General features: G+C 38.4%; 11 protein-coding genes. 10 read left to right on the plus strand and 1 reads right to left on the minus strand.

Annotated features, from left to right (window positions below; genetic code table 11):
* Positions 1–177: 177 nt before the first annotated feature.
* A complete protein-coding gene (locus tag OCV70_RS12840; protein ID WP_330385734.1) occupies positions 178–624 on the plus strand; it encodes a dTMP kinase in 447 nt (148 codons plus the stop codon).
* A 72-nt stretch (positions 625–696) separates the two neighbouring features.
* On the plus strand, positions 697–1,464 hold the full coding sequence (locus OCV70_RS12845; RefSeq protein ID WP_117854216.1) for a toll/interleukin-1 receptor domain-containing protein: 768 nt from the start codon (positions 697–699) through the stop codon (positions 1,462–1,464).
* Here OCV70_RS12845 and OCV70_RS12850 read toward each other — a convergent pair.
* A complete protein-coding gene (locus OCV70_RS12850) occupies positions 1,434–2,804 on the minus strand; it encodes an SIR2 family protein (RefSeq protein ID WP_117854215.1) in 1,371 nt (456 codons plus the stop codon). The two genes, OCV70_RS12845 and OCV70_RS12850, sit on opposite strands and share 31 nt — an antisense overlap.
* 179 nt (positions 2,805–2,983) lie before the next feature.
* Here OCV70_RS12850 and OCV70_RS12855 point away from each other — a divergent pair, with 179 nt between their 5' ends.
* From OCV70_RS12855 to OCV70_RS12890, 8 genes are all read left to right on the plus strand, one after another.
* A complete protein-coding gene (locus tag OCV70_RS12855; RefSeq protein ID WP_262579738.1) occupies positions 2,984–3,901 on the plus strand; it encodes a tyrosine-type recombinase/integrase in 918 nt (305 codons plus the stop codon).
* A 176-nt stretch (positions 3,902–4,077) separates the two neighbouring features.
* Complete coding sequence (locus OCV70_RS12860) at positions 4,078–5,145, plus strand: M48 family metalloprotease (RefSeq protein WP_262579739.1); 1,068 nt, start codon at positions 4,078–4,080, stop codon at positions 5,143–5,145.
* Positions 5,117–5,689, plus strand: coding sequence for a hypothetical protein (locus OCV70_RS12865; RefSeq protein ID WP_021926561.1), 573 nt, complete (start codon positions 5,117–5,119; stop codon positions 5,687–5,689). Before OCV70_RS12860 ends, OCV70_RS12865 begins: the two co-directional genes overlap by 29 nt.
* Positions 5,690–5,798: 109 nt before the next feature.
* The gene (locus OCV70_RS12870) at positions 5,799–8,411 is read left to right on the plus strand and encodes a KAP family NTPase (protein ID WP_262579740.1); all 2,613 of its coding nucleotides are present in this window, start codon (positions 5,799–5,801) and stop codon (positions 8,409–8,411) included.
* A 201-nt stretch (positions 8,412–8,612) separates the two neighbouring features.
* Positions 8,613–9,350: a YveK family protein gene (locus OCV70_RS12875; protein ID WP_195587394.1), complete on the plus strand. Its 738-nt coding sequence runs from the start codon at positions 8,613–8,615 to the stop codon at positions 9,348–9,350.
* A gap of 2 nt (positions 9,351–9,352) precedes the next feature.
* Complete coding sequence (locus OCV70_RS12880; RefSeq protein ID WP_195587393.1) at positions 9,353–10,192, plus strand: CpsD/CapB family tyrosine-protein kinase; 840 nt, start codon at positions 9,353–9,355, stop codon at positions 10,190–10,192.
* Positions 10,155–11,255, plus strand: a complete 1,101-nt coding sequence (locus OCV70_RS12885; RefSeq protein WP_195587392.1) for an LCP family protein — start codon at positions 10,155–10,157, stop codon at positions 11,253–11,255. Before OCV70_RS12880 ends, OCV70_RS12885 begins: the two co-directional genes overlap by 38 nt.
* 20 nt (positions 11,256–11,275) lie before the next feature.
* Positions 11,276–12,420, plus strand: a 1,145-nt coding sequence (locus tag OCV70_RS12890) for a hypothetical protein (RefSeq protein ID WP_262579741.1), incomplete at its 3' end; no start/stop codon positions are given.

Consider the following 12,420-nt stretch of genomic DNA (forward strand, 5'->3'; position numbering starts at 1 on the left):
TATTCTTTCAATAACTACAGGGATTCTTTGCGGTTTCACAGGTTTTCACATAATTTATTTGAAGTAGCACAATAGGTTAAATTAGAAAATACCATATGTACTTCTTGTATAAAAAATGCTGTCTTTGAAGAAGAATTATATCAAGCGGAAAAAACTCTTCAATTTCATAGAAATGATATTTTTTCTCATGAATTTAAGCATGTACTTCATATTGGTAGCGTTATTTTTCGAATGTATAATGAAATATTACCGATTTTAGATACTGGAAAAAATGTAATTCTTGATAGATATGTCCTCTGTATTAAATTATTCACAGAATTATTCCTTCAGCCTTCATGTAATTGTTTATCAAAAGCTTTGGAATGCCTGCCTAATCCCGATATAGGTATATACCTAAATGTAGATGTTGACATAGCAATTGCAAGAATACAACAAAGAAGCAGAAAGACCGGTATTCCACCGCATTATAGTGAAAGCCGACAAGCATTAATATTAAAACAGGCAAAATATGAAGATATTATTCCAAGTGAACCTTATCCCATTATAGAAATAAATGCAAATGACGATATTAATATAGTATATTCAACAGTATTAAAAATTTTGGAGCAATTAGAAGTTTATTAACATTGTCAAAACAGCTAATTTTATGACCATATTAATTGCTTCTGAATAAAACATTTAAGTTAAAGGAGTAATATGAAAAAATTCTCGGATAAATTATTTATATGTTTTTCGGCAAAAGATAGATACGTTATTGCTCAGCCAATTGTGTATCACTTAAAAAACTATGGTATCAATGTCTGGTATGATAGATACGAAATGATAATGGGAGATGATCGGTTCAAAAAAAATATTGAGGAAGGAGCTGGAAAATCAAAATATGCAATAATAATTTTGTCTCATAATACAATTACTTCATTCTGTGCTAGAGAAGAGATTCAAACTTTAAAATTAAGATATTTTAAAGGCGAAGTTACAGTTTTTCCAGTATTGTATGAATTAAAGCCTTCGGATATTCCGCCTGTATTTGCTTGGATTAAGAAATTAATTTTTAAAGAAGCTGATCGTAGTACTGGAACATTAGAAATATGCAACCATATTGTCTGTAAAATCACTTGCGATATGTTAAATAACTGTAAATACAAAAATATTAACGAAATAATTCAAAGTAAATTACCACTTCCAAGATCAATCAGGCATTTGTTTGAAAACTATATCAGGGTTGACAATTCAAATCTTAATAGTAAAATCACCTTGCTTTACGCTATATACATAATAATTACAGAATCTAATGATCCAGCATTACGACAAATATGTAAAGTTCCTTGCAAAATATTTGATAGATTATTTACAGAAAATCTTCTTAATTTGTTAATAGACTACAGAGAATTATGGTTATTGGAAAATTCAATATGTATATTAATAGAGTGCTATTATGGTTCTTGTACAGAATTCAAAATATAAACAATTGTTTTCGCTAGTGTTTCTGTATCGTTCTGAGAAGTAAGGGAAAGTATGCTTTTTTCCAGGTAGGGATATAATGTTAAATTATTTTTTATTTGCAGCCATATTTGTTCTGATCGCATATCAGGATAAGCAATGGGGATAATTGTTTTATGATATTTCAATGCTATTTCAAATTCTTCTTTAACACCACTATTAGGATTTGGAGCATCTGGATTATAATCACCAAAAGCAAATATTACTGCACCACACCCTTTAATAACATCTTCTCGAAGTTTCTTCTTATTTTCCAAAGAATTTTCACCAAATCCAACAAAAGGCTTAACAATAATATATTTTTCTTTATCCTTAATGCCTTTTTGAGCAAGATACTCATTTGCGTATCCAATAATATGTGTACCAAAGTGTCGACCAATTCCATTTACAATACGATAATCGTTCTCTAAAAGTTGATAACTTATACTACGTGAAAGATTATGAGAATATTTTACCACTTCTTGATTAAATGAGCGAAATGCACCAGAAATAAATACTTTCTTATTCCGTATTCTTTCATTTAATTCTTTCAATACAAAAAGTATCTCGTCGTATTCATCTACGAGAAAAACTTTAATATGATATCTAAGTTCTAAATCATGAATAAAATAATCAAAATATGGATTATCTTTCTCTCTTTTTAGGATTGTGTAATGTTGAGGTGTTGCATTGCCAAGATACTTTGCAATTTCGCTTAAACAGTCCATTACTAAATAATCCGAAAAACTATATCCAATAAACAAAAAAGTACTTGATATTAATTCTCTTTTAAAAAACATTAACATCATACGATGATTATATGAATATTTCTCATAATCTTCTTGTGTCGCAACAATGCCATCAGGATTTGTGATATCTCCATTCATTTTATATATATTAATTCGCTTATTAAGCTCAACATTAGATAAATCAGAATCTCTAAATACTTTATTAATTAAAATATTACGCTTTTTGTAGTTGTTTTCTAGCACATTATCAAAATTAGTTGTCCATATATTTGAAAATCCAATATCTATAAGCTCATTAATTAAAGGACTGTCACAGTCATTTTTATTTAATACTTCATTAATTCTTTTCAATAATTCTGGCTGTCCAAAATTATTAGAATAATATTGGGCAAGTTTATAGTAATTTGTTGAATCGCTTAATGGTGTACCGAGTTCTTTTGCAAGCGGCTTAAGCAAACTATACCAGGAAGGATAACCTGCGTTGATTGATGCACCAGCACCAACAAAAAGAGAAATTCTTTCATCAAGTGCTTGACGTGTAAATTGTTTGAGAAATTGTTCTTTGTTTAATGGCATTTTTATATCCTCTATTTTTTCTAAAGTTCGATATATAATAAAATTTAATGGATAATTAAGAATTATCGAATATACAAGGTACGTCTTTCTAAGAATATAAGTAACTTTCGCAAGGCTTTTTTGACAAACCCCACCTTTTCCAGTACTGTGATACCAAAAAGAGAAAAAGGGGTACCACCATGAACTTACAAGAAAAAGTAAAACCATACTTAGAATACTGCACCTACAGAAAAGAACTGGACACGAAAACAATAAAAGCATACCGAATCGATTTAACCCAGTTCTTTTCCTATGTACAAAGCGCTGAGCCAGAAAAAGAAACCATCGAGCAGTACATCACAGATTTACACAAAAAATACAAACAGAAAACAATAAAAAGAAAAATCGCCTCCATAAAAGCCTTTTACAGTTACTTAGAGGAAGAGGAACTGGTAGAGCAGAATCCTTTTCGGAAAATAAAAGTAAAATTTAAAGAAACCATCATTCTTCCGCGCATCATACCCCGGGAAGAAATCGAGCAGCTGCTCAATTACATATATGCCAGCATAAGCAGTCTTTCAGGAATTCAATATAAGCACACTTTACGTGACGCCTCAGTTATCGAAGTATTTTTCGCTACAGGTGCCAGAGTTTATGAGATCTCCAACATTCGGGCAGAAAATATAAATTTAAATTCTGGCCTGATACGAATTATGGGAAAAGGCAGAAAAGAAAGATATATCCAAATCAGCAATACAGCCGTTTTGGACATTTTAAGAAAATATTATGAAGAAAATGAGCCCGAAATAAAAAAGTCCGGCTATTTTTTTATAAACAACAGGGGAAAGCGCTACACAGAACAATCAATCCGGCTTATGCTGAAGAAATATACACTAAAGGCAGGAATACAAAGAAAAATCACTCCCCATATGTTTCGTCATTCCTTTGCAACATACCTTATAGAGGAAGGCGTTGACGTAAGCTGCGTACAGCAGATTCTGGGCCATTCCTCTATTAAAACCACCCAGATCTACATCCACGTAGCTGCCAAAAAACAGGCAGACATTTTAAGAGAACTGCATCCACGGAATAATATGAATATTGTAAAAGTTGCGTAAGGCAAGTCGTGGCAATATAGTTATATCAGCCAGCTGCAAAAACAGGTGGTCTTTTTGTTATACAAAAACCTGGCGAAATTAAGCAGAAATTTCAAATTCTTTCACTAAATCCCTCAAAATATGCTAAACTATGAAAGTCCAATAATCTATATCCCGAAAAAAGGAGATGATTACCAATGGAAAAATCCTTTCCCAAAACAAAAGAGTACATGGTCCCACAGATATACGAATACATCCTACACCGCTCCGGCGACAAATCCGTACAAAACGATAAAACAGGTATCCAGAGAATGCTGCAAAATTTCAACGGAGCTTTTACAGAAGAACAGCTCCGGGAAAACATGGAAAAGTACAACCTCACAAAGATGTTTGAGTTGGTTAAAAAATACTTTAAAAGGGAATACGATTATGAAGATGACTCTATTATATTAAGTAACAACTACCAGCAGAGCATCAACAGCTATCTGTACGATGATCAGGTAAATCCCATCTTTATCCATATTGACGAACTCCTGGAATCTACAATGATTGCGTTTTTGGCAGCAGCATTTAAGTGGTCCAAAGAATTTGAAAATCTGGAAGTTTATGGTGAATACTTTAAATATGTACTGTTTTTGCTGAATGATGTCTGCATCTTTGGAAAAATGCAGGGCGTGGAAGCCAATAACGCCCTTTTAAAACTGCTGTCCAACGATACCCAGATTTTACAGCTTGCAGAAAGCTGCTATTGGACGATTCTGGTTTTCAGTCTGGCCCATGAAATGGCACATGCATATTTCGCACATATCGGAAAGAAGTATTCGGAAAAACATCTCGAAAGAAAAGAATATGATGCAGATATGGTGGCTTATGACATTGTTCTGAGAATTATTATGGATGCTGATAAGGAACACATTTTGGAAGATTATACTTATCTGGCGCCCATGATGTATATGGATTTCTTTGATTTATACTATTATACAGACCGGATCTTGTATAAAACCAGATTTTATGATCCAAGCCATCCTACTCCTGACAAACGAAAGCGTCGCCTGTTCGCAGTTGTAAACAAGGACGAATACGAATTTGATGCAGTATCAGGCAATGATTTATATAGAGATTTTCTTGACATCTTCAAAGAATACAAGGAACAGGTCCTTTTGAAAATGGAACGGGGAAAATTAGATAAAATAATACACGTAGAAAAAAGAAGAAAAATGAGAGGAGAGAACGAGTATGACACTGCAGGAAGCACTAAAATATGATAATCTTCTGAAACACAATCTTATGGAAAAAGCAGCTACACTTAATCTGAGTGAAGAAACTGCAAGCCAGATTATGGATCAACATGTACTTGTAATCCCGGATGATGCAAGAAGCGGAATGATATTCCTTGGAAATGAATCTGCTTCCTACAAATTAGGAAATGTTCGCTTAAACCTGAAAAACGCCGTTGCAGCAGGCCTGGAACTATTTGCTGCGGTCAGCATTCCAGATGCTTTTTGGAATTATCTGCAGCTTTTAATCTCTGCAGCCTTTTTTATTCAGAAATCTACGAAACAGGAAGTTGAAAAAGAAGAAGCGTACATACTATATTTCCTACATCAGCAGGATTGCTACAAGGTAGGAATAAAGGAAAATGATTTTGAACATAGATTTGAAATGTGGTGCCAGGGCAGGCAATTAGAATATCCGGGAAAAATGAACTGTGAAAAGGCCATAAAGCACTTATATAAAAACAAAATGATAGATATAGAAGCGGAAATGATTTATTTGAGGGAACAGGTGATTGGACATGTTACCTCATGATTTATAACGAAACACCTCCAAAATATGAACAAAATAATGGAAAAGAAAAGTATTGAAAGAAACGGAAAACATGCCGAGTAATTTCACAAAGGAAAAGGAGTCCGGCTAAATGCAAAATAAAAATCACATATTCCTTCAATTGAAAAAAATCACGGAAGTCACCACCTTAAGCTTCCTCCTGTTTTACATACTCCTTCCGGAAATCAGCACAAATCTGTATCTGGGAATCTATGCAGCAGCAATTTTGATTTTGTATTTTGCAGCCGGAAACTACCGAAACACTGAAATTCTCCAGGAGTTTCTTACAGCCGGAGCTTTTGCAGCTATAGGCTTCCTTATATCTAAGCTTGCCAATGGCTGCACCATGGCAGATATGTGGAACAACAAATCCTTGTTTCGATTCCTGCTTTTGGAAGCCTGCATTGCTGAATATATTATCTTCTGGCTTCTTCAGATGAAATCGCAAAAAGAGCAACAGAGATTCTATGAGACCTCCGCTTCCATGAAGCTTTTTCCGACCCGTGAAAGCGACCTGGAGCGGCTTTCCCTCTATTTATCTGAGGTAGACGCAGTTGGCATAAACGGCACCTGGGGCAGCGGCAAAACCTTTCTGGCAGACCAGTACATAGAACGAAATCAGGACAAATACGAAGTAATCAAGGTAGAGCCTCTGACCTGCAACATGTCCGCCATAGATTCCTACCTGTTTCAGCAATTGGAAGAAGTCCTTCGTGCCAACCGCATTTACCCCAGATATTCCAGAAAGCTGCAGCGTGCGCTGTCTGAAAATGCCTGGGGAAAACAATTCAATTCCATTTTGGGCACAGGTGAAAACGACCAGGTAACCGAATTCCAGGGCTTCTGCCAGGATCTGGATAAGCTGGACCACAAAGTCCTCTTGGTCTACGAGGACATTGACCGTATTTCCGGAGAAAATCGTGATCAGATTGCCCGTCTGTTCGACCTCACCCAGAAAATGATCTCCCACAACGTAAAGGTAATCTACCAATTTGATCTGGGGAAAATGGCAGATCTGGATTTCAACCGGGATTATCTGGAAAAATATATTCCATACATTATCAACCTGACAGAAATTTCTGTAAAAGACATTGTAATAGAAGCGTTGGAAGAACTGAAGCATGTGTGTGCAGGACTGAACTGGGGAGATTTCCGTCTCTTATTCGAAGCTCCTATTGTTGACTATTATTTTGGAAGAGAATTCAATTTACCACTGCAACTTGAATATAGAGTGGAAAATGTTACTCCGAGAAAGCTGAAGGCATTTGTGACAGAAGTTAATACGATTATGCAGCAGCCGGAGTTTTCGAATAAAGAAAATCGTAACACGGTTATTGCATTCTTTTTTATGAAGCATTTCTTTGACGACCTGTACCAGGAGCTGCCCTTTCAGAAAAGCTTGTTGGAGGAAATGACTTTTGTCTACAACAATTCTGAGAACAATAAGGAAGAACAGATAACGATCATGGAACTGATTGCAAGGCACCGACTGACGAAGGAGAAAAAGCCGGGAACAGAAATAGATAAAGAAGCAATAACCACGGGAAAAATAAAAGAAATGTTTTTTGAAGAAGGCGGTAAGAACACAGGAGAAAATCTGGATAAGCTTGCACTGATGCTTCTCCTTGGGTACAAGCTTGAGTTTGCGCAGAAAAAACAGGAACAGGAAAAAGAACAGGAGAAAAACAGAGAGAACGATAGACTGCGTGAAAAAGCGTCTGAAATTGCACTGAATCAGGAATTAAGAGACATTGCAGATATTGAATATAATGAGAAAATCAGCCGTCTGATTCTGAATCTGCATCAGAATGGAAAGTCTGAGTATACAAATGCAGAGGCCGTGGCAGTTACCTTTCTGAAAGATGTTCTATTGAAGGAGAAGACTCAATGGGAAGAAGCGTGGAAGGATTTTCGGCAAAAGCTGTTTCAAAGCAATTTTTATAAAGACAATCATACCGTATTTAATTTGGTAACAGATGATTTTTGCATATTATTCCGGGCACTGTGGATATATTTTTCAAAACATCACCTACAATATGATAAGGATGATATTATGGACAAGGCCTTGGATTTTTATAAGGAGCTTGATGATAACAAGGAACAGCTGACCCTTGAGAAGCTGGCGATTTTAAACACCTGCGAATTTGAAAAACGTAAATATTATCTGAAAACAATTGCATGGTTCAATGGTCTGGAAATAACCGGACATTTCAATAAGGATAGTATTTATCGGGATTTTCTGGAAAAATATACTGTGGCAGCTTACAAGCACGGCTATTTAAGACGATATAATTTGGACCTTTATATATCATCAAAAAAGGAAACAGAAGTGAACAATCAAGGTGTGCAAAGATTTTTAAAGGATTGTAAGAAGAACATACTGCAACCGACTTCAAGTGAATTTTCAGAGCAGATCATAGAGGAAACCAATCTTGTAACCGGTTTTTATGATAAAAATTTGCGCCTTATTCAGCAGGAGAATCCAGCGTCAAGAAAAACATTCCAATTAAAAGTTACAACCAAAAGTCATGTGAGCCATACAAATGAAACCATATTTGAAGCATTAGAGCAGGAAATCAAAAATGGAAATTTCAACAATATCCAGGAGAAAGAGTCCTTTCGGCGTAAACTGGAAGAATATTATAAGAAAGAAAAAATTAATCTCAGAGAATACATGGAGCTGTGGGGGAAAATAAACAAGTAGAGAAAACTGTGGATCGAGGGAAATATATACAAGGCTAGTATAATATCAATCCACCCACCCACTCTATTGTGTAATAAGTATACACATTCGTGACAAAATTAGCTTTTTCGGGCTATTTACTTGACAGAGATTTGATTTGGTTGTATCATTCCTGTAAGTGGATATTTATAGTATATTCATAATATATTCCAGGAGAAACATATGGAGAAAGAGACGAAAGAAACACAAAAGAAGGCAGCCCCTTCTTCCCAGGCAGCAGCCATGCGCAATGACACCATTGATCTGGTGGAGCTTGCATACGTACTGCTGAGACGCTGGAAGATGCTGGTGCTGTTCACTGTAGTGGGAGCTCTTTTGGCAGGTGCCTACCACCAGTTCCTGGTGAAGCCTACCTATCAGGCGGATGCATCCATCTTCATCACCAATACGGACTCTGTGATCACAATCTCTGATATGCAGCTTAGTTCCGCATTGACTGAAGACTATTCCAAGATTCTTACCAGTCGCTCCGTGCTGAAGGAAGTAATCGAGGATCAGGATCTGGACATGACCTTCCAGGATTTATCCAAGCTGCTCACCATTACCAACCCGGAATCCTCCCATATTATCAACATTGCAGTAAACTGCGGTGATGCAGATATGGCGCGGAATATTGCCAACTCCCTGATGAATGTGGGAATCCACAGAATTTACCAGATAATCGGCACCGGAGAACCCAATGTAATTGACTATTCAGAATCCGATTCCGTTGTGGAGACTACCCCGGGACTGAAGAAATACCTGATGCTTGGTGGTATGCTGGGTCTTGTTCTTGCATGTGCACTGATCACAGTAAGGTTCCTCTTAGATACCACACTGAAATCTGAGGACGACATTGCTAAATATCTGCGGCTGCCTGTGCTGTCCGTAGTACCATACTATGAAGAAGGGAAAGACTGATTATGGAAAGAGATACGACAGTAGAAGCCCTTTTTCAGGATCTGATGAATAACGGCAGCATGGATGAGCCATGGACTGTGCGTCCGGATAAGGTTGTAAAGCCTGTATTGCCCAAGCTTCCGTTCCGTGTAAATGAGGCAATTAATATTCTTCGAGGCAATATCCAGATGAGTGGTTATCGCCTGAAGGCAATTGCAGTTACCAGTGCAGGAGCACATGAGGGCAAATCCTCCACTGCATTCCGTCTTGCCAAGAGCATGGCAGCGCTAGATAAGAAGGTTCTGTATCTGGACTGCGACATCCGTAATTCCAAGATTCAGGAGCGTTATCAGATCGAGGGCGAATACAAGGGACTTAGTGAGTACCTCTGCGGGAAATCCCAGCTGGAGGAGATTGTTTACCATACAGACGATAAATGGATGGATATGGTGTTTGCAGGTGCTGTGGCACCGAATCCCAGTGAGCTGATTTCCGGCAGCCTGTTTGGAGATCTGATGTCCTTTGGCAGACACAATTATGAATATGTGATTTTAGACACACCGCCAGTGAACCTGGTGGTAGATGGACTTCTGGTTGCCAAGCAGTGCGACGGCACCATTCTTGTAGTAGAGAGCGGTAACACAGAGCGCGCTCAGGCTGAGAAGGCTAAGCAGCAGCTTCTGTATGCCGGCATTAAGATTCTTGGCGTAGTGCTGAATAAGGCTGGCGCAGAAGGCGGTCGTTATGGCTACGGCTATGGCTATGGCCACTATGGTTATGGTCACTATGGTTCCGAGAAGGAAGCTGGTCAGGGAGAGGATACCAATGGAAAGAAGAAACGTAAGCGAAAGCACCGGAGGTAGGCAATCCCATTCCCATCACCACAGAAGGAAGAAACCACTGTACCGGCGGATCCGGCATTGGATTCTGAAGCATAAGAGACAGATTGCTGCCACCGCAGCAGTATGCGTGGTAGCTGCAGGAGGCATTGGGCTTCTGATCCGACAGCAGCTGCAGAAGCAGGAGTCCATGCAGATTACAGCAGGCAATTCCCATGATGTGGGAAACAGCTACCGGGAGCTTACCTATAAGGGGAAGAAATACCGATATAATCCCCTGGTAAGAACCATCCTTTACGCCGGTATAGACGAGGAGGATGTTCTCACAGAGAGTAAGCAATATGGCAATAAGGGCAGGGCAGACAGCATAGCACTTGTTGTTATGGATAAACAGAAACAGAAGATTACTATTCTTCCAATTAACAGAGATACCATGACCCAGGTTCGAAGATATTCCCTGAATGGAAATGACAACGGACTTTACACCACCCACATCGGTTATGCATATGCCTATGGAAATGGTGGCAAGGTCAGCTGTGAGAACCTGATGGAAGCCGTTTCCCTGCTTCTTGGAGGGATTACCATAGGAGATTATGTGGTAACCAGTCAGGCATCTATGCCATACATAAATGATCTGGCAGATGGTGTTACAGTGACAGTTCCCAATAATGATCTCGCAGAGCAGTATTCAGAATTATATCAGGGAAATCAGGTGACCCTGACTGATAACAATGTAACTCCATATCTCCAATACCGAGATACAGAGGACGCTTTCAGTAATGAGGGCAGAATGGAGCGCCAGAAGAGCTTTATAACTGCTTTTGTGAATCAGCTGAAGCAGATGTCTACAGGCACTCTTGATGACAAATGGGATGAGCTTGGCGACATGGAGGACTACCTTCAGACCAGCATTACCAGAAATAAATATCTCGACCTGGTTACTCTTATAAAGAACCTGGACTTTTCAGAAGAGAATTATGATTCCATTCCCGGAAAGGATCAGGAAGGCGAGCTCCATGATGAGTTCATTCCCGATGAAGAGGAACTGCAGGAGAAGATTATAGAACTCTTTTATGAAGAAGTATAATTCCAAGGAGGGACAGACCAATGAAACGTAAAACAATAGCAGCATTAATCGCAGTCCTTACAGTAGGTATGATGAGCACCAGCGTATGGGCAGCAAAGAGTATTTCACAGATTATCCCGGAGGCACCGAAGGTAGTCAGCGGTAACCTGACAGCAGGACAAATACTGGCCGTGAAGAATGTGGATATCAGTGCATATAAGAATCCAACGGTTGCAGAAGCAGTAAAGAAAGCAAATGATGATAATACTATCACTACAGTAAAAGAAATTCTTACTGATCTGGGTGTAGATACCAAGACAGAAGAAATTAAAACTACAAGTGGAACAGTTGTAAATCCATCTTTATATGAAATGGTTACTCCGTTTATAGATCTTGTTATCGAAGAAAATGGTAAGACAATCTATGAAACTACAGGAGAAATTACAGCAACTATTACGGTAGAGGCTGTAAAGGATATGAATAAGAAAGATATTCTTCTGATGCAGATTGATCCAACCACTGGAAAGGTATATTTTATTGCACCCGAAGAATTCAATAGTGCAACTGGAGAAATTACCGCTACATTCCCTACCTTAGGACCAGTTGCAGTTCTGAAAACCGTTCCAGTTGTTGTAAAAGACACCGATCCTGAGAAATACGAGAATGAAAAGGTAACAGAGGCTGTTACTCAGCTTAAGGATGAGACAAAGGGTGTTAACCTTGCAGATGTATTAAATATCCTCACCACAGAGGACACAACTGCAATCCAGGTGGCTGATGGCGTGACTATCAACGCAGCTGACTACAGCACAGCAATGAGCTTTGCAGATCTTGCAATCAAGCAGGGCGAGGATTATCTCTATGATATGGATGGAAGCCTGGAAGCAGAAGTAAACCGTGATCTGGCGGCTACAGACTGGCAGAAGCTGGTACAGAGTGTAAATCCTGATTATGACACTGCTTCTGCAGAAGCAGATCCATCTCTTCTCACAGAGCTTGAGCCATTTACAATCCCGGGAAGCTTCCTGATGCAGATCAACCCGGTAACCGGAGAGGCTGAATATATCTATGAACCAGAGCTGTATTTTGCATTACCAAACAGCAAAGAAGATGAGGAAGAGACAGAGGATGATGAAGAAGAGGTTCGCACAGGCTGGACTGTAGAGGATGAGACTGCCAGCGAGGA

Source organism: Blautia acetigignens (assembly GCF_025566865.1).
GTDB classification, from domain to species: Bacteria; Bacillota; Clostridia; order Lachnospirales; family Lachnospiraceae; genus Blautia_A; species Blautia_A acetigignens.